The following is a 26,034-nucleotide window of genomic DNA, read 5'->3' on the forward strand; positions in this document are numbered from 1 at the left end:
GCACATGCTATTTGATAAACCAAAAAAATCATTTTTCGGGAAGTTATCTGAAAAGATTTCAGAGGTTTTCTTGGGGAGAACAGTAGATGAAGAGCTGCTGGAAGAATTGGAGGAAGTACTGATTACGTCAGACATTGGTATGGACACCACCATGAAAATCATCGGACAGCTTCGAGAAGATGTCAGGAAGCAGGGTTTAACGACAGAACAGCAGGTAAAGGACAGAATTGCCGGTATTGTGGAGAGCCTTATTGATAAAGGGGAAAACCATCAGATCTGTCAGGAAATACCGCTGGTCATCCTGATGATAGGTGTGAATGGCGGGGGCAAGACCACTTCCATAGGTAAACTGGCCAATAAATTCAAACAGGAAGGAAAATCCGTACTTCTTGCGGCGGCAGATACGTTTCGTGCAGCAGCGGGAGAGCAGCTTGAACTGTGGGGAGAGCGGGTCGGCGTCAATGTGATCAGCCATCATGAGGGAGCGGATCCTTCCGCAGTCATCTTTGATGCAATACAGTCTGCAAAGGCGAGACATATCGATGTCCTGATCTGCGATACGGCAGGACGAATCCAGACAAAAAAGAATTTGATGGTGGAACTGGAAAAGATGAATAAGATCATTGGAAGAGAATATCCGGAAGCAGCCCGGGAGACGTTGTTGGTGCTGGACGCGACCACCGGAAAGAATGCAATCTCTCAGGCCAAGGAGTTCGGAGAAATTACAGATATTACGGGAATCGTACTGACCAAGCTGGACGGCACAGCAAAGGGTGGTATTGTTATAACCATAGCCGATGAATTCAACATGCCAGTCAAGTTTATTGGCGTAGGCGAAGGAATGGATGATTTGAAAGAATTTGACCCGGCGGAATTTGCAGGAGGATTGTTTAATGAGTAAACCGTTAGTTGCCGTAGTGGGCAGACCGAATGTAGGAAAGTCTACATTTTTTAACCGAGTAGTGGGGAGGAGAGTCTCTATCGTAGAGGACACTCCGGGCGTTACCCGTGACCGAATCTATGCGGAGGCGGAATGGTGCGGTACTCACTTTGCATTGATCGATACAGGCGGTATTGAACCAAATACCAGTGATGTAATCCTGTCTCAGATGAGGGAGCAGGCTGAAATCGCCATGGAGACTTCCGACATTATTTTATTTATGGTAGACGGTAAAGATGGTCTGACCCATGCGGATGCAGAAGTTGCAGGTATGCTGCGAAGAACCGGAAAACCGGTTCTGGTCGTTGCTAATAAGATTGATAATCCCAAAAACCTGCCGGATCATTTTTATGATTTTTATGAGCTTGGTCTGGGTGAAGTCATTCCGATTTCCTCGGCCAACATGCTGGGGCTTGGGGATGCACTGGACAGAATCGTAGAAAGCTTTCCGGAGGGAGAGTTTACAGAGGATGAGGACATCACGAAAATCGCTGTCATAGGAAAGCCGAACGTAGGAAAATCCTCTCTCATCAACAAGCTGGTAGGAGAAAATCGAGTGATTGTTTCCAACATTGCAGGAACAACGAGAGATTCTATCGACACACCGTTTCAATGGGGCGGAGAAGACTTTATTTTAATCGATACGGCAGGAATCAGGCGAAAGAGCAAAGTCACGGAGAACATTGAACGGTATAGTGTAATTCGGGCAGTTGCCGCCATTGAGCGGTGTGATGTCTGCCTTCTGATGATTGATGCGGTGGAGGGTATCACCGAGCAGGATAAAAAAATTGCAGGAGTTGCCCACGAAGCAGGCAAAGGCATCATGGTGGTCGTAAATAAATGGGATCTACTGGAAAAGGACAACCATACCATGAAGAATTTTGAAAAGGAAATCCAGAAGGAACTGCCGTTCATGGCGTATGCCCCAGCCGTTTTCATTTCGGTTCTGACAGGTCAGAGAGTGGAAAATGTAATGGTCACCGTAAAAAGCATTGCAGAAACCAGAGCTATGCGAGTACCGACAGGTCAGCTGAACAGCCTCATAGCGGATGCGACCATGCTTCAGCCGCCTCCGTCGGATAAGGGAAAGCACTTAAAGATTTACTATGCAACTCAGGTTGGCGTGAAACCTCCGCTCTTCTCTTTCCAGATCAACAAGAAGGATTTGATGCACTTTTCCTATGCCAGATATCTGGAGAACAGAATCCGAGATGCTTATGGATTTAAAGGGACTTCCCTTAAGTTCGTATTCCGTGAAAAAGGCGAAAAGGAAGACTAGATAGCTGATTTTGATTTAAGAAGAAACGGAAAGGAGGAGAAGGATGCTTACTTCAAGTGAAGGAATGGCTATAGCAGTTATGATCATTACAGCGGTCATCGCTTATTTTATGGGGAACATTTCACCGGCCATATTAATTGGAAAGCTGCATGGTATAGACATCAGGAAGGAAGGAAGCGGCAACGCAGGCACGACGAACGTCCTTCGGGTTCTGGGCAAAAAGGCGGCGGTTGCTACGCTGCTGATCGATATTTTTAAAGGCGTGTTTGCCGTACTTCTTGGGAAATTGGCCGCCGCCTATCTGTTATCGCCGGAATATGCACCGTATATGGTCATGACCTGCGGGCTGGCCGTTTTTTGCGGGCATATATGGCCTGTAGCGTTCGGCTTTAAAGGCGGTAAAGGAGTTGCTACGGCTTTTGGTATATTAATGGCTATTTCCCCTTTTTTGGGCCTTACCGAACTGGGGATTGTGGTGGCGACGGTGCTGATAAGCAGAATGGTTTCTCTGGGATCGGTGGTGGCAGCCATTGCATTTCCCTTTATTGTAAATTATTATGATCCCAGATATTTAGGCTGGGGACTACTGATGGCATTAATTGTTCTTTACAAGCATAATACCAATATATCGAGATTAGTAAAAGGGGAAGAGTCCAAAATCAGTTTTAAAAAATAGGAGGCATAGGCATGGAGTTTAAGAAAATTGCGGTCATTGGAGCCGGAAGCTGGGGTACAGCTCTGGCGCTTACTTTAAGTAATAAGGGTCATGAAGTAAAAATCTGGGATGTAAATAAAGAACATGTGCAGGAACTGCAAGTGAACAGAGAAAATGTGAAATACCTTCCGGGTATTCCATTTCCGGATAAATTACAGCCGGTGGCTGCGGTGAAGGAAGCATTGGAAGATGCCCAAGTGGTTCTGTTCTCGGCTCCTGCCCAGCATTTCAGAAGTGCACTGGACAATGCCCTGCCTTTTATCAGTCAGGATATGATCATTATCAATGTGGCAAAGGGTATCGAACAGAAAACGCTGAAACGAATGTCCGAGATTGCCCGGGATAAGATGTCCAATATGAAATATGTGGTGTTATCAGGCCCATCCCATGCGGAAGAAGTGGGCTTAGGACTGCCGACTACTGTTGTAGTGGCTTCAACAGACATTAAGCTGGCGGAATATGTTCAGGATATTTTTATGACGGACAAATTCAGAGTGTATACGAACAGCGATGTCATCGGCGTGGAGATCGGCGGAGCACTGAAAAATATTATCGCCTTAGGAGCTGGTATATCCGATGGAATGGGCTATGGGGATAATGCAAAAGCGGCTATGATGACCCGGGGAATTGCTGAAATAGCAAGACTTGGTGTTAAGCTTGGAGCAGACATACACACCTTCTCCGGATTGACCGGAATCGGAGATCTGGTCGTAACCTGTACGAGTATGCATTCCAGAAACAGGCGGTGCGGTATCCTGATCGGAGAGGGCATGAAACCGAAGGAAGCTACGAAAAAGGTCGGAATGGTGGTGGAAGGAATGTATACTACAGAAGCAGCCTATGAGCTTGCTAAAAGGGAAGGGGTAGAAATGCCCATTACGGAAGGAATTTATGCCGTGATCAACGATAAGATCGATGCCAGAGATGCGGTCAATCAGCTGATGACAAGAGATAAAAAAAGCGAAATTATGTTTTAATGAATGGTATATCCATTATAAATTGGAATAAAAAAAGGGCACCTCGAAAAAAGGCGCCCTTTATGCATTTTATAGGATTACGCTTCTGCCTTACAAAACAGCTTATACGATGTATCCCGCATAAAGCTTTCAAAGGTCGGAACATCTGTGTCGTTTGATGCAAAGCATACGATAAAAGGTTCCTTGGCGTATACGATGCCCACGTCATGGGTGGTTTTCTCTTCCTCTCCGGTCTTATGAGCTACTTTAAAGGCGTAGGGCAGTTTGGCCGGTATCTTGCTGTTGATCTGTTGTTTCAGCAGAATGTCCTCAATAAATTCCGAGGCCTCTTTGCTGATTAAAGTTCTTTTATAGATCTTTTCCAGAAGCTCTCCCATTTCTTTTGGTGTGAACACATTCATGATCCCCTTGTTTTCGCTTTCAAAATCGTAAAGGCAGCGGTTCAATCTCGTCTTTTTCATTCCAAGCTTTTCAAAAACGCCTTTCATTTTTTCGATTCCGAAATGTCTTGCAAGGGCATTTGCAGCCGTATTGTCACTGATAGTAATCATCAGCTTCCCCAGGGTAAGAATATCCACAGAAGGGTCGCCTGTCATATGCTGAACCGCACCGCAGCCCGGGATTTTCTCGCTTTCTAAAATTTTGATTTTTTCGCTGAAATCCACATGATTGTGTTCTTTTTCATAAACCATGGCCGCAAACAGCGGGAATTTAAAAATGCTGGCGGCGCGAAACAGTTCGTCTTCATGAAATCCTACGGTTTCATCCGTGACAAGGTTCTTATAGTAAAAGCCCACCTTTCCGCGCATGCCTTCCAGTTCTTTGAAAAGTTCTTCCCACATATTCATTATTTCTCCCCTCTGCACCTTTCTTTACCTTTTCTCAATATCTGTCCGGCCTTTACGCCGGTATGCCGGCCGTTTTCCGCCGTCAATATGCCATTTACATAGACCTTTAAAATGCCCTGACATGCGCATTTAGGATTGTGGTAATCCGGGGTATCCTGTATCGTAGCAAAATCCAGCAGAACTAAATCGGCGCACATTCCTTCTTTAATCAGGCCTCTGTTAGGCAGTCCAAGACGAGCAGCAGGAAGTCCGGTCATTTTATAGATGGCTGTTTCCAAAGGGAAAAGCTTTCTGTCTCTGCAATAATGTGCTATGACACGAGGGAAGGTTCCATACCATCTCGGATGGGGCTGTCCCGGATAATCCAGAGAAGCAGCATCTCCGTCGGAGCCGGTCATAGTAAAGCGCTGGGACATGATATATTCGATATCTTCCTCACACATACCATAGTTTACCTCGTTGACTCTGCCTTTTTCCTCTACGATCAAATCGAAGCAGGCATCCGCCGGATCCACCCCTCTGATTTCAGCAATTTCAGCAATGGACTTTCCAATGGTCCAGGCGTTTTTTTCACTTTCCGCGTAGGACACGAAAATATCTCCCCAACGACCAACGTGGCTGGCATTGCTCTCCGCCTTGAGCTTTTCTCGTATCTCTGGTGTTTGCAATCGTTCAAGCATTTTTTCCATACCGCCTTCAAAGCCCCATAAAGGAACATTGCTGTCCATGGTGGTGGAGGACGCACTATAAGGATATTGGTCAACGGTAACGTCCAGACCTTCCCGTCTGGCCTTTTCGATCATGGCTATGGTCGTTTTGCAGTCCAGCTCCCAATGGGTCTTTCTTGTAACCTTATGATGGGATATTTGCAGTGGGACACCAGAACGCCTGCAGACCTCAAGGGCTTCTTTCACGGACTCTACAGTCTGTGTTGCTTCATCCCGCATGTGAGTTGCATAATATCCGCCGTAAGGCTTCAATTCCTTTACTAAAGCAGCCATCTCATCTACGTCGGAAAAGCATCCCGGCGGATAGATCAGGCCGCTGGACATGCCATAAGCGCCATCCTCCATAGACTGCCTGAGAAGCTGAATCATTTCTTCCATTTCCTTTTCGGTCGGTTTTCTGTCATCAAAGCCCATAACGGCCAGCCGGATTGTACCATGCCCAGCCAGTGTTCCGAAATTCGTGCTTGTGCCGGCCTTTTCCAGTCTGTCCAGATATTCAGAAAACCGCTGCCAGTCGTAGTCCAAATGTCCCGCATAGTCTTTAAGAAGCTTCATCCTGTCCGGATTTACCGGAGCAGGGGAGATCCCGCAATTTGCACCTATTTCTGTAGTAACTCCCTGAAAAATTCGGCTTTCTGCCAGAGGATAATCAAACAGTGTACTGTCGCTGTGGGTATGAATATCAATAAATCCTGGAACGAGATACTGATCCTCCGCATCTACGGTTTCCTTTGCCTGTGCTTTTTCAAGAACTCCGATTTTTTCAATTCTTCCGTCCTTTATTCCCACGTCGCCTCGGAACCAAGGTGCATTCGTGCCATCAATAATTCTGGCATTTTTAATAATCAAGTCATACATAAAACTATCCTTCATCATCAATCACTCCTCTCTGATGTACATTCTTATTGTATTCAGTATACCAGACCTAAAAATAAATTTCAGTAGTTTACACAAAATTTTTAACTATTTTATGGTGAATATTATCAAAGAAGAGAAGCAAAAAATTGTGGCAGTTTAACAAGAAAAGGACGATAAAGCCTGATAAATCGTTTACACCTACAAGACTTAATGGTATAATAATTCAATTAATATTATGGAGGTTACTTTGGAAAAAGATACGATATTGGAAAAATCAGGAAATAAAAAATACCACATCATAACCTTTGGCTGTCAGATGAACGAGCATGATTCCGAAACCATGGCTGGTATGTTAAACGAAAAGGGTTTTGAAGCGGAAGAAGAAAGAGATCAGGCGGACATTGTCATTATCAATACGTGCAGTGTCCGGGAAAATGCGGACAAACGGTTTTTCGGAACTTTGGGTCAGCTGAAAAAAATAAAGGAAAAGAACCCGGAGTTTGTTGCCTGTGTATGCGGCTGTATGATGCAGCAGCAGCACATCATAGATCAAGTGAAGAGCAAATACCCCTGGGTGGATCTGGTGTTTGGAACCCATAACATTCATCAATTTCCGCAGCTGCTGGATAATGTGATCCAAGAGAGAAAGAAAATTGTAGATGTCTGGCAGGACGGCGGAGCCATTGTGGAGGGATTGCCGGCAAAAAGGCTGTATGATTTTAAGGCTCTGGTGAATATTATGTATGGCTGCAACAACTTCTGCACCTATTGTATCGTCCCTTACACAAGAGGCCGCGAGCGAAGCCGCAGACCGGAGGAGATTATTAAAGAGGTCCAGGAATTAGTGGAAAACGGAGCAAAGGAAATTACCCTGCTTGGACAGAATGTGAACTCTTACGGAGTAAGTAAGCATGAAGATGGTTATTGTGCTTCCGAAGAAAAGGGTATGGACTTTGCTGATTTGATTTATGCATTGAATGAAATAGAAGGACTGGAAAGGATCCGCTTTATGACGTCCCACCCCAAAGACCTGTCGGATAAATTGATTCAGGCATACAGGGACTGCGACAAGCTCTGTCACGCCATCCATCTGCCAGTGCAGTCGGGAAGTGACAAGGTGCTGAAGCGAATGAACCGAAAGTATACCAAATCAGATTATGTAACGCTGATCGAAAAACTCAGAGCTGCGGCGCCGGATATAGCTGTCACAACAGATTTAATCGTTGGATTTCCGGGTGAAACAGAAGAAGATTTCCAAGAGACGATGGATTTAATTGAAAAGGTCCGATATGATTCGGCGTTCACCTTTATTTATTCTATCAGAAAGGGAACTCCGGCAGAAGAGTATGAGGATCAAGTTCCTGAGGAAGTGAAGCATGATCGGTTCAACAGGCTTTTAGAGAGAATGAATCAGATTTCAGGAGAAATCAATAAAACCTACGAAGATACCGTTCAAAAGGTTCTGGTAGAGGGCCCGAGCAGCAGCAAGAAAGACGGAAGCACCCTGGCGGGGCGGACGGAATCAGCAAAGCTGGTGAATTTTCAGGGAAGCGAAGCGCTGACTGGACAGATTGTAAAAGTGAAGATAACCGAAGGGAAGCAATTTAATTTAAAAGGCATACTTGAAGCATAAAAGGAGGCTGATTATGAAAATCATTATGACAGGGAACGAAGCAGTGGCCAGAGGTGCGTACGAAGGCGGATTGATTTTCGCCTCGGCTTATCCGGGAACACCCAGCACGGAAATACTGGAAAACATGGTTCAATATAAAGAAGATATTTACTGCGAATGGGCACCTAATGAAAAAGTAGCTATGGAGGCTGCCATAGGCGCTTCTGTTGCGGGAGTCCGTTCCATGGCAGCGATGAAGCACGTGGGGGTGAATGTGGCTGCAGACCCGTTGTTTACCTTTGCCTACACAGGGGTGACCGGAGGGTGCGTATTGGTTTCTGCAGATGATCCGGGGATGCACAGTTCTCAGAACGAGCAGGATAATAGGAACTACGCAGTAGCAGCAAGACTTTTGATGCTGGAGCCCTCCGACAGTCAGGAAGCCAAGGACTTTATGAAATTGGGGCTGGAGCTTTCGGAAAAGTTCGATACACCGGTTCTGCTCAGAATGACCACCAGAGTCTGCCACAGCAAAGGTTTAGTAGAACTCTCAGACAGAGCAGAGGTGCCGGTCATCCCTTACGAAAAAAATATTGCAAAATTTGTTGCGGCTCCGGCAAACGGGAAAATCATGAGAAAGAATTTGGAACCGCGGCTTAAGGCTATGGAGATGTACGCAAACACTGCAGAAATCAATCAGCCGGAATATAACGGAACGGAAATCGGTGTCATCACCTCCGGCATTTCTTATCAGTATGCCAGAGAGGTTTTCGGGGAAGAAGCCTCTTATTTAAAGCTGGGCATGACCTTTCCTATGCCGATGGATCTGATCCGGAGATTTGCGGAAAAGGTAAAAAGAATTTACGTTATTGAGGAAATGGATCCTTACATAGAAAATCATCTGAAAATGGCAGGAATCCAGTGCACGGGCAAGGATGTGATTCCGGCATATGACGAGTTGAATCCCGATATTGTCCGAAGGGCTGTTTTTGGTGAGCAGGAAGAGGTCATTAAAGTGAGCAGGGACGCTGTCATGAGACCGCCTACCCTTTGTGCAGGATGTCCGCACCGCGGCTTTTTCTATGCACTGAGCAAGAAAAAGAATGTTATGATTACCGGAGATATCGGCTGTTATACCTTAGGCTCTGCCCCGCCTCTTTCCGCTATGGATACATGCTTCTGCATGGGCGGAAGTATCAGTTCAGGGCATGGAGCTGCTCAGGCGCTAAAGAAGGTGGGAAATCAAGATTTAAAGGTGGTATCGGTAATCGGAGATTCTACTTTCTTCCATTCCGGTGTCACAAGCTTGATGGATGCCGTATATAACAAGGGCTGCAATACGTCTGTCATTTTAGATAACCGTATCACGGGCATGACCGGACACCAGCAGAATCCGGGCACCGGCTATACTCTGATGGGAGAAGAGACCGCCGAGGTGGATATTCCGAAGCTTTGTCAGGCTATCGGCGTGAAGGAAGAAAATATATATATAGTGAATCCGAATAAGCTGGAGGACGTAAATAAAGCTCTGGATGAAGCTATGGCAAAAGACGAGCCTACTGTTGTCATTACCAAATGGCCATGCATTTTAAAAAAATTCAGCCCGCAGGATAAAACAGAATTCGATCTGTCACCGAAAAAGTGTACGGTTAATCAGGATAAGTGCAGAAAATGCAAGTTGTGCGTAGGCGTGGGCTGTCCTGCGATTCATTCCGGTGCTCAGATTGAGATCGACCGGTGTCTTGCACGGGATGTACGGTCTGCCAGCAGGTCTGTCCGTTTGGTGCCATTGAGGAGGTATAGCATGAATGATGTAAAGAATATTTTATTGGTGGGTGTCGGCGGACAGGGGACTATTTTAGCCAGCAAAGTCTTGTCCGAGGGACTGGTGGAAGCCGGTTATGACGTAAAGATGTCTGAAATTCACGGAATGTCCCAGAGAGGCGGAAATGTAAGCACACAGATCCGGTATGGTAAAAAGGTGTATTCCCCCATTGTAGGAAAGGGCGAAGCTGATGTTATCGTTGCTTTTGAAAAAATGGAGGCTCTGAGATGGATTGAATACCTGAAAAGGGACGGGAAAATGGTCATCAATGATTTTGAAATCCCATCGGTACCTATTTTAATGGGCCAAGTGGAGTATCCAGAGGGCATTTTGGAAGAATTATCGGAGAATGCATCTGTTCTCGTAGTAAAGGCTGCTGAAATAGCTGAACAATTAGGAAACAGTAAGGTCATGAACATTGTTTTATTGGGCGCCCTGGTAAAGGCTATGAATGTAGAAGGTGTAAATTGGAAGAGAACAATTGAAAACAATGTGAAAAAGGGTTTTGAAGAACTGAATCTAAAGGCCTTTGACGAAGGCTATAAGCTTTAGAAGGCAAAATACCTGACACAAAGGATGATGAGTAAAAACAGGAGGAAAAGTATGAGTTACAATATTCTGGCCATCAATCCGGGATCTACATCCACTAAGATTGCACTATATAAAGAGGAAACGAAGGTTTTTGAAAAATCCATCACCCATACAGCCAAAGAACTGGAAGGGTTTGATGAAGTACTGGATCAATTTGAATTTAGAAAAAATGTAATAAAGTCTGTTATAAATGAAGAGAATATAGATGTAAAGGCTTTATCGGCAATAGTGGGAAGAGGAGGGATGCTCCCAAACATGAAGGCTGGAGGGTATGTGGTCAATAAAGATATGCTGGATACCTTCAAAGAAGGATTGGCATCTCCTCATGCCTCTAATCTGGGCGCATTGATTGCTCATGACCTTGCGGAACCTCTGGGAATTCCGGCTTATATTTATGATGCGGTGACTTCGGATGAATTGCAGGAGATTGCAAAGATAACCGGTCTGCCGGAAATCAGAAAACAAAGTATATGTCATGTGTTAAATATGAGAGCCGTATCGAGAAAAATTGCAGACAAGTATGGGAAAAAATATGAAGATATGGATATTCTGGCAGCACATCTCGGCGGCGGCATCAGTCTGAGCGTACACCATCAGGGAAGGATCATCGATTGCATTCGGGATGATGAGGGACCCTTTGCACCGGAGCGGTCAGGGAGCATCCCTATGCTGTATATGGTGGACATGTGTTATTCCGGGGAATATACGAAGAAAGACATGATCAAAAAGCTGAGGGGCAACGGTGGTCTGAAAGCTTATTTGGGAACACAGGATTTAAGGGATGTGCAGGCCATGATAGACGACGGGAATAAGCAGGCAGAGCTTCTTTTTGAGGCACAGGCCTATCAGATTTCCAAGGCGGTCTGCACCCTGTCAGCAGTTCTCAGCGGAAAATATGACTGTATCATCTTGACGGGAGGAATGGCTTATTCCAAGAGCCTGATGGAAAAGATCTCGGAGAGAGTAGGATTTATCGCCCCCGTGGAAGTAGTTCCGGGAGAATTTGAAATGGAAGCCTTGGCTATGGGAGCACGGAGAATTCTTAAAGGGCAGGAAGAGGCAAAAGAATATGTACATCCGTAAAGAGTCAGGAGGAAGTAAAAAATGATTGCAAAGAGTATGGAAAGCTATGTAAAGGGCAGTTCGGCTATTCGAGCCATGTTTGAAGAAGGGGGCAGACTGGCCAAAATATATGGCAAAGAAAATGTATACGATTTTAGCTTAGGAAATCCCAATGTGGAGCCGCCGGAAGAGATCCGGCAGTCTATCATAGACATTTTGCAGTCCGAGGAGCCTACCTTTGTTCACGGATATATGAATAATGCCGGATATGAAGACGTAAGAAATGCCATAGCGCAGCATTTGAATAAGCAGCACGGGACGCAGTATACGGAACGAAACATCCTGATGACTGCCGGTGCGGCAGGAGGTCTGAATGTCATCTTAAAGACCCTGATCGATCCGGAAGATGAAGTGATCGTGTTTGCTCCTTATTTTGGTGAATACAGAAGCTATGCAGCAAATTATGGAGCGGAGCTTGTGGTCATTCCGCCGAACCTGCCAACCTTTCAACCGGATTTGAAGAAACTGGCTGAGAGCATTACGGCAAAAACAAAGGCGCTTATTATTAATTCGCCGAACAACCCCACCGGGGTGATTTATTCAGAGGAAACCATCAAGAAAATAGCAGAAATTTTAACTGAAAAGGAAAAAGAATTTGCCGCAGATATTTATGTCATTTCCGACGAACCGTACAGGGAATTGGTTTATGACGGAGCGGTGGTTCCCTATATTCCCCAATACTATAAAAATACAGTTATTGGGTATTCTTACAGTAAATCCTTGTCCCTTCCGGGTGAAAGAATCGGATATCTGGTGATGCCGGATGAACTTTCAGATTTTGATGACATTGTGAGCGGGGCGACTACCGCCAACCGGATCCTGGGATTCGTCAACGCGCCGTCCATCATGCAGAGAGCAGTGGCTCGATGCATTAATTCTTCGGTGAATATAGATGTCTATAACAAAAATAGAGAAGCCCTGTATAATGGATTGATTGAAATGGGATACGAATGCGCGAAACCGGAGGGCGCCTTTTATCTGTTCGTGAAGTCGCCTATAGAGGATGAGGCTGAATTTTGTGATATGGCGAAAGAACACAGAGTACTGATCGTGCCGGGAAGCTCCTTTGCCTGCCCGGGTTATGTGAGAATGGCCTACTGTGTATCCTACGACACGATTACTGGTGCGCTGCCGCAGATGCAGGAAGTTATGAATGAAATAAAAAGTTCGCGGAACGAAAAGCAATAGCAAAATAAAATAGAATAACTTGGATATCCCTTTCATATATTGTATCAGTATTGTACGGAAGGGGTATTTTTTATGGAGAATTTGAACATATATGAAAGTATTTGGGAAAGGACGCAGGGCGATATTTATGTCGGCATCGTTGGTCCTGTCAGAACCGGCAAATCAACTTTCATTAAAAGATTCATGGATTTGCTTGTAGTGCCTAATATTGATAATACATACGTAAAAGAGCGGTTGCAAGATGAGTTGCCACAGAGCGGTGCCGGTAAGACCATTACAACAACAGAGCCTAAATTTGTGCCTCCGGAAGCAGTTCCTTTCAAGCTGGAAGGCAATATGAATTTCAAGATGCGCATGGTGGACTGTGTTGGGTATATGGTGCCCGGAGCACTTGGTCATATTGAAGAGGGTAAAGCGCGCATGGTAAGTACCCCTTGGAATGCCAATAAAATCCCTTTTGAAGAAGCGGCGGAAATCGGAACCAAAAAAGTCATAAGAGATCATTCTACCATAGGAATTGCCGTAACAACGGATGGGAGCATCGGAGATATCGACAGAGAGGCCTATTTGGGAGCGGAAGAGCGGATCATCCGGGAATTGAAGGAGTTAAAGAAGCCTTTTGTTGTGATTGTGAACAGTATCGAACCATCTGGCAAGGCTGCCGGTGAGGTGGCAGCGGAAATAAAAAAGAAATTTAACGTACCCGTAAGAGCAGTAAATTGCGCGAAGATGAGCGAGGCTACGGTAAAAGAAATTCTTACGGATGCCCTAATGCAGTTCCCGGCATCTCAGATTAATTTTTATTTCCCCGGATTTGTGGAAGGACTTACAAAAGAGCATTGGATCAAAGCGGAAATTATTTCAGGAATTAAGGAATGGATTAAGGAGCTTGACAACGTAGAGCAGGTGAAACAGTCTATAAGCACGCTGGAAGATGGACAGTTAATATCCGGAATCACCATTACCAATATGGATCTTGGAACAGGAGATATTGATGTCCAAGTAGAAATGGTAAATGGCTTGTTCTACCAGGTGGTAGAAGAAATGATGGAACAGCCGGTTAAAAATGATTATGAATTCTTTGAACTGCTGAAAGAATTTGCTACTTCTAAAAAAGCGTACGATAAGCTTAAGGATGCCATGGTGCAGGTGGAGGAAAATGGGTATGGCATTGTTCAGCCGAAGCTTGCGGAAATGGTTTTGGATGAACCTGAAATATTTAAGCAGGGAAATAAATACGGTGTATGCCTGAGAGCCAAAGCCCCATCCCTTCACATTATCAAGACAAATATTTCCACTGAGATTTCACCGATCGTCGGAACAGAAAAGCAGTCGGAGGATCTGGTGAAATATCTGCTCACGGAATTTGAAAATGACCCGTCAAAAATTTGGGAAACCAATATTTTCGGTAAATCCCTTCAGGAAATGGTGACGGAGCAGATGGAGAATAAATTGTCCAATGTTCCAGAGCATATCAGAGGAAAGGTGCAGAAATCCCTTCAAAAAATCAGTGATGAAGGAAAAGACTACTTTATATGCATCATTTTATAAATTTATTGTCAGTAGGAAAATAAGTTTGGACCAACATAAATAAGTTTGGACTAAGTTAAATAAGTTTGGACCAAACATGTAAAGAAATGGAATATATAAATATATCATCTGATTTGTATATATTCAAAAAAATGAAAAAATATAGACATTAAAAAAGCACGTCATTATGATACATCCCTTGTCAAGTAGACAAAGAAAATAATTAAATTGTAGGTTCTAATCTAACCAGCGTTCATTAGAGTGCTGGTTAGATTTTCATATTGCTTGTTGTAATGCCCGTTGTTTCTTTTGTTCTATCTCCGTCCAAAACTTAATGTATCGATTAGCTTGTTTGATTGGATATATAGTTGGTTCTGCGGATTGCAGAGTTTCTTTTCTAACCTGTCCACAGGTCTTACCTTTATATCGTTTTTGCGGATATTCATTTATGTAATAATCGAGTGTTCCATATATAGCGTGGATCATTTCTTCTTTGGATTGAATATTCGGATAGAGAATAAACAGCATATCCTTAAAAATTCCTTGGAATCCTTCACAAGGTCCGTTATCAATACATCGAGATACCCTAGACATGGATTGTGTCATTCCGTACCCCTTAAGCTTTATTTTAAATACTGTTCTTGTATACTGGAAGCCTCTATCACTGTGATAAAGTGGCATAGCCTCAGGATAAGCGTCATGAGCCATTTCTAATGCTGTATTTGCGAGAGCAATATCATTTCTATCTGATACAGCAAAGCTAACAGGATATCTATCATATAAATCCAAAACAGGGCTTATATATAGTTTTTCACCGGTTATTGGTATTTTAATTTCTGTAACATCAGTACACCATTTTTCATTAGGCTTGTTAGAATTAAAATCTCTTTTTAAAACATTATCCGCTGTTTCCTCTGGCGTTGATTTTATGTAAGTGTAGCTGGATGACCTTCTATAAGAGGATTGAATATCGTTGATACACATAATTCTATAAACTCTGTTATGCCCACATGTAAAGTGATGCTTGTTTTTAAGCGTGTAATACATATTCATTGCACCAAATAAAGAATTGTTAGAGGCAGCGACTTCTTTGATTTTGATAAGAATTCTTTCGTCTTCCAATTGCTTTCCTGTAGGAGTAGAATGGAGCCATTTATAATAAGCAGACCTAGAAAGATTAAGATGATTACACATGAAAGATATATCCCATTTTTCATCAGATTCATGAAGTTCCTTTATAAGTTCATAATCTGCGATTTTATTGTAATGGGCAAAGTAAGTTCTTTTTGCTTTAGCTAAACCCTCAATCACCACCTTTCTCGTTCCTCGGCTTTTTTTAACAATTCATATTTCTTTCGATATTCTTCTTTTTCACGTTCTAGCTGAGCAATCTTCCTTTCAGCTTTTTCCAAATCTGATAATTTATCCTCTTGTTTGCATTTTCCTCGTTTATCAATAAGAGCTGTTTGCCCTTCAGCTTCATATTTTCGAACCCATTGATATAATTGGGCATATTTGCATCCATATTTAGCTGCAGTTCCCTTGATATCTCTGCCTTGAGCAAGACAATATTTAATGATTTCTATTCTCTCTTCAAAAGTAGTTTTTAATGTATCTACCATATAGACCTCCGGTTTAGGATCGTACTCCTTTAATTCTATATGATTATTATACATCTTTATCCATCTAATGAGTGTAGTTCTTGATGGTATATTATACTTAATAACTAATTCGTTTGGAGAATTAGTGCCGTTAAGGTACTCCTTAACAACTCGTTCCTTGAATTCTTGTGAATAATAATTATTTCTGGCCTTATTAATAAATACAGATGCACCATATGCTTCGTACTTTTTAACCCAACCACGAACAACACCTCGTCCATGTTTTCCCATATTCAGTTCTATTGCAATTTGAATAGCTGATTTGAAACCTGACAGATAGTCGGTACATGCTTTTATTTTTTCTTCAACTGTATAGCTTGATTTTCTGGACATAATAAAGTCCCACCTCCATAGATAAATGAAATTTAATTATTTCATATGTCTACTTAAGTGGGATTGTATCATTAGGCGTGCTTTTTATTTGTTATTTGTTAAGTAATTTGAAAAATAATACATAATGTCAAAATATGTCGAAAAATGGGAAAGAACAAAGCACAAAAGGTAGAAAAAGAGCAGTATACTTATAATAAAGAAGAATTTTAAAATAAATTCAGGATTTATCAAATAACTGAAATATAAACATTGGTCGTGCTTTCGATGTTTATGGTTAGGGTTATAGCAATAATACGAAATTCAATTATCTGCAGAACTTGATAAATCTAAACGATAGCATTTCATTTATAAGATGATTGTTGGTAAAAAACAGATTGTTGAGGGTGTTACGATTTAAAATATTAGAATTATTTATAATTTTGTAGAGGAACTAACTTGCGGAATAACATTAACAAGAATGCATTCTAATAAAGGAGTATTTATGATTAAAACTATAAAAGATACAAAAGCATATGTTCTTTTAAAAAGTAAAGATAGTCCATTTATAAGTCAAATAGAAGATTTGTATGAGTATGCAGATAAATTTTTGCCACAAATTAACCGACTTTTTTCAAACTATACAGGGCATGGAATGGCTCACTCATTGAATGTTACCGACTATATGTTTGAAATCATTGATAAGCCTGAGTTGCTAAGTGATTTAGAAATAGTAACATTAATTTATAGTGCACTACTTCATGATATTGGTATGGCGGTAACGGAGGCGGAAATCGATTCTATAAAAAATGATGACGACGTTTTTTCAAGTCGTAAATATACGGTGGTCCTTTCAAAATATCAAAATGAACTTGTTGCTCTTCAAGAATGTATTCGCCCGACACATGGGAAGCGCTCACACAGCCATATTATGAACATGGATGAAAAACACTTCATGCTTCCAGGGAGCACAGCTGTGTCATTTAAAGAAGATGTTGCTAAAATATGTGCTGCTCATAATGAGAGCTTTGAATGGCTGATATCTAATATGATTCTTGACCAAAGAAAAGGTGAATGGGCACTTAACTCTCAATATATTGCAATGCTATTGCGCATCGCAGATTATTTAGATATTGACGAAGAACGAGCTCCCTTTTATCTTTATCAATTTCTTAACCCGAAAGATTATGGAGACCTAGAGTGGCAACAACACTATGTTATTGAAAACAAAGATAAAATTTATGTTGATGAAAAAACAGGCAAAAAGAATATTGAAATCTATGGAGAAAGTGCAAACCCTGAAATACATAGAAAGTTGTTAAAATATTTTGATGCTGTTAATGGCGAATTGAAAAATGCTATTGACTATTCAGAAACCTTTAGAGATAAAAAATATTTATTATCAATAGGATCTTCTGTTCACAACAAAATTCGCACAAAAGGATTTGCGTTCTCAGATTTCAAGTTGGCCTTGGATTATAAAGCTGTGACCAATCTTTTGATGGGGGAAAATATTTATGGGGACGAAAAATATGGTTTGAGAGAACTTGTTCAAAATTCAATAGACGCATGTATGATTATGGCTGAGGAATCAAAGAAAAATGAAGAATTTAAATATTCTAAATACAACCCCTTTATTAGCATTATTTTGGATAAAGAACGTAAGCAAGCAATAATATTTGATAATGGAAAAGGAATGTCGATTGATATATTAAAAAAATATTTCTTAAATGTTGGCGTGTCTTATTATGTATCTGATGACTACCTGTTTCAAGGAAACAATTATTCCCCGATTGGAAATTATGGTATAGGATTTTTAGCCTGCTTTATGTTATCAGATACAGTTTCTGTTGTTACTAAATATTATGGTGAGAGTCAAATAAATAAAATTGACTTTGAGAAAAGTAGCGAATATATTTGCTTAACATTTGAAGAAAAGCCAAGAAGTCAAGGTACTGAAATTGTTCTTGATTATGATAAATTTATGAGTGCTTTTAGCGGTAAAGAATCAAATGTAGAAGAGTTTATTAGACAGAACTTTGTGGATTGTTCAATTCCTATATCCTTAGTTATATGTAAGGAAGGTAGTACTACAACAAAAAGTATTAACTTGAAAAAAATAGGATCATTTTATCCTGAGTCAATCAGACTTGATAGGTATTTTGATGGAATTGAGGTTGAAGCAAAATTTAGCTATAAAGGCATTCAATATTTAGAATTTTTTTCTGATATAAGTTGTGATGAAAGTCTGGTTTATCAAGAAAAAACAAATGCACTTTTCAAGGAAGAAGAAATTCATCCTCGAAAGCTATTAAAGGATTTTATTGATGATGGATCAATTAAATATTTAAGAGTCCCTATAATAACTCCTTCTGAAGAAGACGAATTCATAAAATCTTATGAAGTGCTTGATGACTTTGATGAGGCTTTAGATAAAATAAACTATGAACAAGCAAATATTATCGCAGAAGATAGCTCACTGTATAATGAATCACAACTGATACGCTACAATTATGACTATATTGTCGATTTTTATTCCCTATCCGACTTTAGAAGTGAAGTTGGACATTCACAAGAAGCTCCGACGTATACCTATTTGGAAAAGAAGAAAGTAATCCATGGAAGTGGAAATAAGATTTTGCCATACGATATAGAGAAGTACTTTAGAGGAAAATATTCATTTCAATGGAAAGATTCGTTATATATTAAAAATGTATTAATTTCATCTGCACATATTAAAATACCTTTTTTGGCTGAAGGAATTGAACTAAAAGGGTTGGTTATAAATGCTGTTGGAAAAAAAATCGTTCCAAATATTTCAAGGAATAATATAAGTGAGCCTCAGCTACAATTTTTATCTTATGCTATTGGTAGAGCTATTCATCTTTGGATATGTGATGAAGGTGGATTACAAGTAGAAAATAAACAGTTAATGCAAGGATTTTTAGAAAAATGTTATCCTGATAAAAATGAATATATGAAGTAACTTCACTGGGTGGTGTCAAGGTACACAGACTTTTTAAAATAAATCACTCGATGACATCGCAAGGAACAGTTTACATACTTTGTGTTAGTGAGCTTTCCATTATGTTTATGATGGACAAGACGATTGCTAGCAATAATGGGTACTTTTGTTAATAGTAGGTCATTACAATAATCGGTTAGGCCTTTCAGATCAAAGTGTGGAGTGGGAAGTGTTGTACCGTATCCTTAATGAGTTGGAAACTTATAGAAGTAAGCGGAAACACGAGAAACCGGAATTTATAAAGTTGGAGAAATAGTATGTTTGAAAGTATTTATAAACTAAAGCTTAAAGGTGCAGCTTTTGCTGAGGAGACTATACTGCCGTTGTTTTCTGATTCCAAAGACCGGATTTCGTTGATTTATGGTAAAAATGGAACAGGTAAAAGTACCATATCAAAAGCGGTATTAAAGGCATCTGGTAGATTGATGGAAGAATTGTCAGAGGCAAGCTTGCTTGATGAACAAGGCCAAATTGTAGCCCTTCCTCAAAATCCTGATGAACAGAGAGTGTATGTTTTTAATGAGGATTATGTTCAGGAGAACATTCGCCTGAAAGAAGATGGCTTGCAAACAATCATTATGTTTGGCCAGCAGGTGGATTTAGATAATCAAATAACTGCAGCACAGGCTGAATTTGATGCGGCTGAAATTGCACGCCAGCAACAAGAAGAAAATTACAAGCAATACTCGGATTCGTCATTAGTAACAGCTCCTAGATATTACATAGCCAAAATGAATCTCGCATTATCTGGAGACAACCACTGGGCTGGGCGTATAAGGGTGATTGACAGTTCGCGTAGGAGAAATGCGTCTGTAACCGATAATACATACGCTGAGGTTATCTTCAATAAGCCGACCAAATCGTCTGAAGAACTACAGCAAGAGTTTAACGAAAAGCTTGCGATTTTACGAAAGGCAGAAGCTGGAACAGGGAAAATCACTACTCCCGTGAAGTCGGATTTAAAAATATCTCTAATAGAGGAAGATGCTATCACTCTTCTTGCTGGGCAGATCGAACATCCTGAATTGAATAAGAGAGAGGAATATTTGATTTCTTTAATTGAAGACGGAAAAAGTAACTGGCTTAGTCAAATGGATACAGAATTTTCGAATGAAGAGACAGTGGCGTGCCCATTTTGCCTTCAACCGATAGATGCAGAATACAGAGTTTCACTTTCTGATAGCATTAGAAAAGTATTGTCCAGAATAGTTGAAGAACATAAGGATGCCTTGAATAGACTGATTGTCAGTAAAATTGTAATTGATTTTCAGCCATATGTGGATTTGCATTCAGATGTATTAGAAGATTGTAAAGCAAAATTGCAACAGCTTAATGATACAATTGAAGGATTTAACGCCAGAATTCAAGAGAAGATTGATAAGCCTTTCACCCCGATAATTTTGAATTCAATTGATATACAAGAAAAAAGGAAAGTTCTTAATGGTGCACTGTTTGTTCTTGAACAGATTCGAACAAACTATAATAAGCCATTTGAAAGCACAGCATTATTGCGAAATGACTTGTTTAAGTTAAATGATAATATTGCATACTATGAGATTCTTGATTTCTACAATTCGTTTATTAATCAAGATGCAAAAGCAAAAGAAGCAAAGGAAAAATGTGATGCTATGATCATTGCTTCACAACAAAAGAAGACGGCATTGGATGCATTAAATGACCTGAAAAAGAGTGTTAGCATTGCACTCGAAATCATTAATTCTAGTCTGAGGTATGTATTCTTTGCAAATGGCAGGTTGGAAGTACATTGTGAAGATGAGTGCTACAAATTGTATTCAAATGGATGTCAAGTGAAGCCAAGTGATGTATCAGTTGGTGAAAGAAATATTCTTGCTCTTTGCTACTTCTTTACAGAGATACTCCGTCAGCAAGAAGAGAGAAAATCGTATTGTGAAGAAATGTTTCTATTGATAGATGATCCCATATCTAGCTTTGACCGCGAGAACAAAATCGGAATCATGTCTTTATTAAAAGCAAAACTCAACGCGATAATATGTGCGAATATCAATTCTAGGATTGTGCTGTTAACCCATGACATCCAAGCCTTTTTTGATTTACAGAAAATTTGTGATGAAGTGAAGAACAATGCGAATAGAATTCATGGAAATAGGATTGGATCTTATAAACTTTGGGAATTACAACAGAAATCATTAGTTGATTTTAAGTACAAAAAAAGTAATGAATATTCAAGTATGCTTAATCAAGTATTTGTTTTTGGCTGTTCTGCACCTATAGCTCAAGAAATGACTATTGGAAATACAATGCGAAGAGTATTGGAGACATATTCAACATTTTTCTATAAAAAGGGTATCGACGATGTGTCTTGTGATGAAACGATACTAAGCGCATTATCAGATCAAAGCTACAAGAAATATTTTGAAAACCTTATGTATAGATTAGTGTTGAACGGTGAAAGCCACATGGAAGAAAGGGTGCGAGGCGGCTCTGATACTGATTTTGTGGAAATGCTTACCATGGCTGAAAAGAAAAAAACTGCAAGAGATATAGTTTCGTTTATATATCTTTTGAATCCTACACATGTCATGGCGCATCTTCAGGAGCATCCGGATGCTGAATTAACTATTAATAACTGGTGTGAAGATATTAAAGCATTGAACTTGTAAAGTTGCAGACTATCGAGAAATTATTTCTACGAGATAGATTTAATGATTGGAAAAGCCCGCTAAATATCCGATTGACGGATTACGGTTTGCTGAACTTCCCATTATGTTTAATTTATTATACATAAAATCCAGTAGGAAGTTGAAAATTTGCCTATTTAGCATAAAATTAACTTAAGCTAATAAACAAAATGATATTAATAATAAATTGTGAGGTAAAATATGATTTGTCCGATTTGTGGAAAAGAAATGACTAAAGGCGGTATAATCCTTAGCGGGATAAAATTAGATGGGGAATTTACATGGTATTCACAAAATGAGTTTGATAAAAAAGGGCTAAAAGCCTGGGACAGAAGTAATAGAAAAAACATAGATGCTAAGAGAAGCTTAATGGGTGAAGAAAAGTTTAATAATGCGTATTTCTGTGAATCCTGCAATAAAATTGTAGGTATATTTACTATTAATATATAGTATTGCAATCATTTAAAATTCTGCTGTCCAAATATGACCAGTAAATTCGACTGCTCCTTTGAAAGTGAATGGTGTAAAGTTCTAATTATAGCTATGGCCTAGCGTAAAAGGTATTATCAAACTTCCCATTAGGTTTATGATATATTAGACTTATAATAAATAGGAGTATACTAGTCGATGTTAAAAATGATTAAAGGATGTAAAATATACGGATTAAATAAACTTCAGGAACATTACGAAATAAATGGATTTACCATGAGGGCAAATGTAAATGCGGACAAAATTAGGGAAGTGATACAGCATTTTATATTTTCTCAAACTTCACTATTATTTTTTGTATTGGAGTTACCATCAAATGAAATTGATGAAAAGCGTCTTAGAAAATGTGATTATGATTCAATGCATAAGGATATTTATTATATTGATGGATTAAGTAAAGAAGAAATTCTTACTCTTATTACAAATTACGGTGATCTTCTTATTAATGATGGATTAAGCGGTTTTGGCTTTGGCTCGCATGATAATACAGCAGAAATAATGGTCGATAAATATAATGTTGTTACCTTATGGACACATAACATGGAAAAATATGATGGCTTCTTTGAACAGCATAATATAAATAGAACTGATAAACTTGTTACGGCATGGGATACATTCAATGATGATACTCCAGGTGAAAGTTTTTGTTTTGAAGTTGATGGGAAGAATGTTTTTTGTCTTATTGATGAATTAAAGGATTGGGGCATTTATTTTGCAAAGCAGAGAGAGGGATGAATTTATCATATTTTTTTACATTCTGAACTTCCCATTATGTTTATAATAATCAGCAAACTCTTAAAAGATTTCTATTCCTCAATTAACTATAAATACAAGAAACTACCCTATCGGAGGATACTAAGTGAACACAAGCAAACACTTGATTTTGAATAAAGGCAAGGATATTACACAAAATGTGAAGTTCTGTAAATATAATAAGGAGACACGAAAATATGATGTCACTTTTCAAAGTGGCAAGACCTATACATATGATTATCATTCAATCGAATGGGTGAAGGATCCTGAGGTGTTGAGCCCAACCATGGTACATATCTCACATGGAAGCATAGAACTATTTAAAATACAGGAAATCTCCGTATTCCACGCATCTGCGACGGATTACTGGCATATTCGTTTCTTTGATGAAAGCGAAAGAACGTATGAACGACAGGAACTAAAAATCGTGAATTCCTGCCTTAGTGAGAGTGAGGCCCAAGACTGCCTTAGATATCTAAGGCAATTGGCGTCCATAAATGAACTCAAAAGCGATGATGGAGAAATTCTACTGCAGAAGCAGTATGAGAAGCTAGACTTTATTGGCGATGACACCACTATGGCACTCTATCTTAATCCAGACAAGCATAAGATTGATACCTATCAAAAGAGTAACCTCATATTCCCGTTTGGCGGTAATGCCAGTCAGTTCAAAGCGGTTCAAAATGCGCTGAATAATCAGGTTAGTGTAATCCAAGGTCCACCCGGTACCGGCAAGACGCAGACAATACTAAACATCAGCGCAAATCTGCTGGTGGATGAGAAAAATGTACAAATAGTTTCCAACAACAATTCTGCTACGGCTAACGTATTGGAAAAACTGGCCTCACCCAAATACAACATGGGGTTTATCGTGGCACAGTTAGGAAACTCAGGAAACAAAAAAGAATTTATTAAGAACCAGCTAGGGTACTATCCGGATCTCTGTAGCTGGGAGATGGAAATCGGCAAGCAGGCAGAGCTACGCGAGAAAATCAAAAACCACACAAAAGAATTGGCTAGTACGTTTGCCAAGCAAGAGCGTCTTGCACAGGTGCAGTTGGAGCAGGATGCATTGCTCTTGGAAATCAAGTATTTTGAACAGTATTGCAGTGATTCTAACCATATTTTTTCAAATATAAAACCTCGTCGGAGTCTAAAGTCGCAAAAAATTATGCAGCTCTGGCAGGAGTGCTACGAGTTCTCAGAGGGTGACCGTGACGTTTCGTTTTGGTTTAAAATCAAGAGTCTCTTTGTCTACGGTATCTCAGATTGGAACTTTTATAAGAACAGTCTAACGATAATTATTACGCTTTTGCAGAATTTATTCTATCAGGCGCGACAGCGGGAATTAACTAATGAACTTTCCGCACTGAAAAAGCATTTAGAAGCCGTTGATGTTAAAGGGAAAATGGAAGAACTCACAGAATGGTCTATGGATTATCTGCGTGCAAAATTGTTTGAGCGATATGGGAACAAGCAAGAGCGTGTGCTGTTCACAGAAGAAGACTTGTGGAAACGAGCCAGAGATGTGGTCAAAGAATATCCCATCGTCCTCAGCACTACATTTTCGTCCCGTAGTAGTTTAAAGGGCATCACATATGATTACCTTATAATGGACGAAGCTTCACAAGTAGACGTGGCTACCGGTGCGCTGGCGCTTTCATGCGCTAGAAACGCAGTTATTGTTGGGGATTTAAAACAACTTCCAAACGTAGTCAAAGACAATATGAAGAAACAATGCGATGCAATTTTTAATTCTTATAAGCTATCTCAAGCTTATTCCTTCTCAGAAAATAGTTTCCTGAAATCTGTGTGCAGCATTCTGTCTGAGGTACCGCAGACTCTACTGAGAGAGCATTATCGTTGTCATCCAAAGATTATAGGCTTCTGCAACCAGAAATTTTATAATAATGAGCTGATTGTTATGACGGAGGATCATGGTGAATCAGATACATTGGCGGTCTTTAAAACGGTGGTCGGAAATCATCGTCGCGATCATACTAATCAACGCCAAATCGATGTAACAATCCAGGAAGCACTACCTCTGTTAGAAAACGTGAAACCGGAGAATATTGGAATTGTTGCGCCATATAAGGATCAGGTGGCTACGATTGTCAAGCAACTGAACACAGATAAAATTGAAGTACATACCGTGCATAAGTTTCAAGGACGTGAAAAGGATACAATTGTATTGACCACTGTCGATGATATAGTTACAGATTTTTCCGATGATCCATATCTCTTGAATGTGGCTGTTTCACGTGCCAAGAACAGGCTATGCCTTGTGGTATCGGGTAATGAGCAGCCAGTCGATAGTAACATCGGGGATTTAATTTCGTACATAGAATATAACAATTTTCATGTAGTTCAGAGTGAAATCTATTCGGTTTTTGACTTGCTCTATCAACAATATACAGACGCGAGAATTGCTTTTTTGAAAAAACATTTGAGGGTATCTGAATATGATTCAGAAAAAATTATGTATGGCACAATTGTGGACATTCTAAATAGCCACTCAAACCTTTCACTAAACGTTATTTGTCATCAACCAATCAATATGCTAATCCATAACCCGAAGAGGCTGAATGATGAAGAGTGTCGTTACGCAATGAATATGGCCACTCATGTAGATTTTCTGATTTATAACAGAATCAGTAAAAAGCCTGTCCTTGGAATAGAAGTGGATGGGTTCCACAATCACAAGGATGGGACTCGGCAAAGTGAGCGTGATAAGATGAAAAACCATATATTTGAACTTTATAACATTCCTTTATTGCGTTTCCCTACTAACGGAAGTGGAGAAAGGGAAAAAATCGAGCAATTCCTAACTGAGTATGCAAACAATAAATAAGATTTAATGTTTATAATGAGAATGAAATATATTAGTAAACTATTATTCTAAGTCTCAATAAATACCTGTTGGA

The 26,034-nt window shown here is 40.2% G+C and carries 18 protein-coding genes and 1 pseudogene; 15 read left to right on the forward strand and 4 right to left on the reverse strand.

Annotated features, from left to right (window positions below; all coding sequences use genetic code 11):
• Positions 1-4 precede the first annotated feature (4 nt).
• From ftsY to EQM06_RS03805, 4 genes are read left to right on the forward strand one after another with little or no spacing between them, the layout of a single operon-like run.
• Positions 5-901, forward strand: a complete 897-nt coding sequence (gene ftsY / locus EQM06_RS03790; RefSeq protein WP_128745070.1) for a signal recognition particle-docking protein FtsY — start codon at positions 5-7, stop codon at positions 899-901.
• Positions 894-2,219, forward strand: a complete 1,326-nt coding sequence (gene der, locus EQM06_RS03795) for a ribosome biogenesis GTPase Der (protein ID WP_128745071.1) — start codon at positions 894-896, stop codon at positions 2,217-2,219. The genes ftsY and der overlap by 8 nt, the downstream gene beginning before the upstream one ends.
• 43 nt (positions 2,220-2,262) lie before the next feature.
• On the forward strand, positions 2,263-2,895 hold the full coding sequence (plsY, locus tag EQM06_RS03800; protein ID WP_205666589.1) for a glycerol-3-phosphate 1-O-acyltransferase PlsY: 633 nt from the start codon (positions 2,263-2,265) through the stop codon (positions 2,893-2,895).
• A gap of 11 nt (positions 2,896-2,906) precedes the next feature.
• The gene (locus tag EQM06_RS03805) at positions 2,907-3,911 is read left to right on the forward strand and encodes an NAD(P)H-dependent glycerol-3-phosphate dehydrogenase (protein ID WP_128745072.1); all 1,005 of its coding nucleotides are present in this window, start codon (positions 2,907-2,909) and stop codon (positions 3,909-3,911) included.
• Positions 3,912-3,988: 77 nt separating this feature from the next.
• Here the strand turns inward: EQM06_RS03805 and EQM06_RS03810 are convergent, their stop codons facing one another.
• Together EQM06_RS03810 and EQM06_RS03815 are read right to left on the reverse strand one after the other, a co-directional pair.
• Positions 3,989-4,759, reverse strand: coding sequence for a serine hydrolase (locus EQM06_RS03810; protein WP_128745073.1), 771 nt, complete (start codon positions 4,757-4,759; stop codon positions 3,989-3,991).
• Positions 4,759-6,363, reverse strand: a complete 1,605-nt coding sequence (locus EQM06_RS03815; protein ID WP_128745074.1) for an N-acyl-D-amino-acid deacylase family protein — start codon at positions 6,361-6,363, stop codon at positions 4,759-4,761. The genes EQM06_RS03810 and EQM06_RS03815 overlap by 1 nt, the downstream gene beginning before the upstream one ends.
• A 229-nt stretch (positions 6,364-6,592) precedes the next feature.
• On the opposite strand from EQM06_RS03815, the gene miaB reads away from it, so the two are divergent.
• From miaB to spoIVA, 6 genes and pseudogenes are all read left to right on the forward strand, one after another.
• Positions 6,593-7,978, forward strand: coding sequence for a tRNA (N6-isopentenyl adenosine(37)-C2)-methylthiotransferase MiaB (miaB, locus tag EQM06_RS03820; protein WP_269140039.1), 1,386 nt, complete (start codon positions 6,593-6,595; stop codon positions 7,976-7,978).
• 13 nt (positions 7,979-7,991) lie between these two features.
• Positions 7,992-9,760 (forward strand): annotated as a pseudogene (gene iorA, locus EQM06_RS03825) (indolepyruvate ferredoxin oxidoreductase subunit alpha).
• Position 9,761: 1 nt separating this feature from the next.
• Positions 9,762-10,334, forward strand: coding sequence for an indolepyruvate oxidoreductase subunit beta (locus EQM06_RS13400; RefSeq protein WP_128745076.1), 573 nt, complete (start codon positions 9,762-9,764; stop codon positions 10,332-10,334).
• Between the two features lie 51 nt (positions 10,335-10,385).
• Complete coding sequence (gene buk, locus EQM06_RS03835) at positions 10,386-11,456, forward strand: butyrate kinase (RefSeq protein WP_128745077.1); 1,071 nt, start codon at positions 10,386-10,388, stop codon at positions 11,454-11,456.
• A gap of 21 nt (positions 11,457-11,477) precedes the next feature.
• Positions 11,478-12,683, forward strand: a complete 1,206-nt coding sequence (locus EQM06_RS03840) for a pyridoxal phosphate-dependent aminotransferase (protein ID WP_128745078.1) — start codon at positions 11,478-11,480, stop codon at positions 12,681-12,683.
• Positions 12,684-12,755: 72 nt separating this feature from the next.
• A complete protein-coding gene (gene spoIVA, locus EQM06_RS03845; RefSeq protein ID WP_128745079.1) occupies positions 12,756-14,234 on the forward strand; it encodes a stage IV sporulation protein A in 1,479 nt (492 codons plus the stop codon).
• Positions 14,235-14,489: 255 nt separating this feature from the next.
• On the opposite strand, the gene EQM06_RS03850 is transcribed toward spoIVA, so the two are convergent.
• Together EQM06_RS03850 and EQM06_RS03855 are read right to left on the reverse strand one after the other, a co-directional pair.
• Positions 14,490-15,524, reverse strand: coding sequence for an IS3 family transposase (locus tag EQM06_RS03850; RefSeq protein WP_205666590.1), 1,035 nt, complete (start codon positions 15,522-15,524; stop codon positions 14,490-14,492).
• Complete coding sequence (locus EQM06_RS03855) at positions 15,521-16,207, reverse strand: helix-turn-helix domain-containing protein (protein WP_128745080.1); 687 nt, start codon at positions 16,205-16,207, stop codon at positions 15,521-15,523. The genes EQM06_RS03850 and EQM06_RS03855 overlap by 4 nt, the downstream gene beginning before the upstream one ends.
• Before the next feature lie 481 nt (positions 16,208-16,688).
• On the opposite strand from EQM06_RS03855, the gene EQM06_RS03860 reads away from it, so the two are divergent.
• From EQM06_RS03860 to EQM06_RS03880, 5 genes are all read left to right on the forward strand, one after another.
• Entirely contained in the window at positions 16,689-19,169 is a 2,481-nt protein-coding gene (locus EQM06_RS03860) for an HD domain-containing protein (protein ID WP_164914334.1), read from the forward strand.
• Positions 19,170-19,465: 296 nt separating this feature from the next.
• Positions 19,466-21,850, forward strand: coding sequence for an AAA family ATPase (locus tag EQM06_RS03865; RefSeq protein WP_128745082.1), 2,385 nt, complete (start codon positions 19,466-19,468; stop codon positions 21,848-21,850).
• Positions 21,851-22,069: 219 nt separating this feature from the next.
• A complete protein-coding gene (locus tag EQM06_RS03870; protein ID WP_128745083.1) occupies positions 22,070-22,318 on the forward strand; it encodes a PF20097 family protein in 249 nt (82 codons plus the stop codon).
• Between the two features lie 177 nt (positions 22,319-22,495).
• Positions 22,496-23,092, forward strand: a complete 597-nt coding sequence (locus EQM06_RS03875; RefSeq protein ID WP_128745084.1) for a hypothetical protein — start codon at positions 22,496-22,498, stop codon at positions 23,090-23,092.
• Between the two features lie 124 nt (positions 23,093-23,216).
• Positions 23,217-25,961, forward strand: a complete 2,745-nt coding sequence (locus EQM06_RS03880) for an AAA domain-containing protein (protein WP_128745085.1) — start codon at positions 23,217-23,219, stop codon at positions 25,959-25,961.
• The last annotated feature ends 73 nt before the right edge of the window (positions 25,962-26,034 follow it).

The organism is Aminipila luticellarii (assembly GCF_004103735.1).
Lineage (GTDB): Bacteria > Bacillota > Clostridia > Peptostreptococcales > Anaerovoracaceae > Aminipila > Aminipila luticellarii.

What these genes read in the sequence shown, in the direction of transcription:
- ftsY (WP_128745070.1), top strand. Translation starts at nt 5, where the DNA reads ATGCTATTTGATAAACCAAAAAAATCATTTTTCGGGAAGTTATCTGAA.
- der (WP_128745071.1), top strand. Translation starts at nt 894, where the DNA reads ATGAGTAAACCGTTAGTTGCCGTAGTGGGCAGACCGAATGTAGGAAAG.
- plsY (WP_205666589.1), top strand. Translation starts at nt 2,263, where the DNA reads ATGCTTACTTCAAGTGAAGGAATGGCTATAGCAGTTATGATCATTACA.
- EQM06_RS03805 (WP_128745072.1), top strand. Translation starts at nt 2,907, where the DNA reads ATGGAGTTTAAGAAAATTGCGGTCATTGGAGCCGGAAGCTGGGGTACA.
- EQM06_RS03810 (WP_128745073.1), bottom strand. Translation starts at nt 4,759, where the DNA reads ATGAATATGTGGGAAGAACTTTTCAAAGAACTGGAAGGCATGCGCGGA.
- EQM06_RS03815 (WP_128745074.1), bottom strand. Translation starts at nt 6,363, where the DNA reads ATGATGAAGGATAGTTTTATGTATGACTTGATTATTAAAAATGCCAGA.
- EQM06_RS13400 (WP_128745076.1), top strand. Translation starts at nt 9,762, where the DNA reads ATGAATGATGTAAAGAATATTTTATTGGTGGGTGTCGGCGGACAGGGG.
- buk (WP_128745077.1), top strand. Translation starts at nt 10,386, where the DNA reads ATGAGTTACAATATTCTGGCCATCAATCCGGGATCTACATCCACTAAG.
- EQM06_RS03840 (WP_128745078.1), top strand. Translation starts at nt 11,478, where the DNA reads ATGATTGCAAAGAGTATGGAAAGCTATGTAAAGGGCAGTTCGGCTATT.
- spoIVA (WP_128745079.1), top strand. Translation starts at nt 12,756, where the DNA reads ATGGAGAATTTGAACATATATGAAAGTATTTGGGAAAGGACGCAGGGC.
- EQM06_RS03855 (WP_128745080.1), bottom strand. Translation starts at nt 16,207, where the DNA reads ATGTCCAGAAAATCAAGCTATACAGTTGAAGAAAAAATAAAAGCATGT.
- EQM06_RS03860 (WP_164914334.1), top strand. Translation starts at nt 16,689, where the DNA reads ATGATTAAAACTATAAAAGATACAAAAGCATATGTTCTTTTAAAAAGT.
- EQM06_RS03865 (WP_128745082.1), top strand. Translation starts at nt 19,466, where the DNA reads ATGTTTGAAAGTATTTATAAACTAAAGCTTAAAGGTGCAGCTTTTGCT.
- EQM06_RS03870 (WP_128745083.1), top strand. Translation starts at nt 22,070, where the DNA reads ATGATTTGTCCGATTTGTGGAAAAGAAATGACTAAAGGCGGTATAATC.
- EQM06_RS03875 (WP_128745084.1), top strand. Translation starts at nt 22,496, where the DNA reads ATGTTAAAAATGATTAAAGGATGTAAAATATACGGATTAAATAAACTT.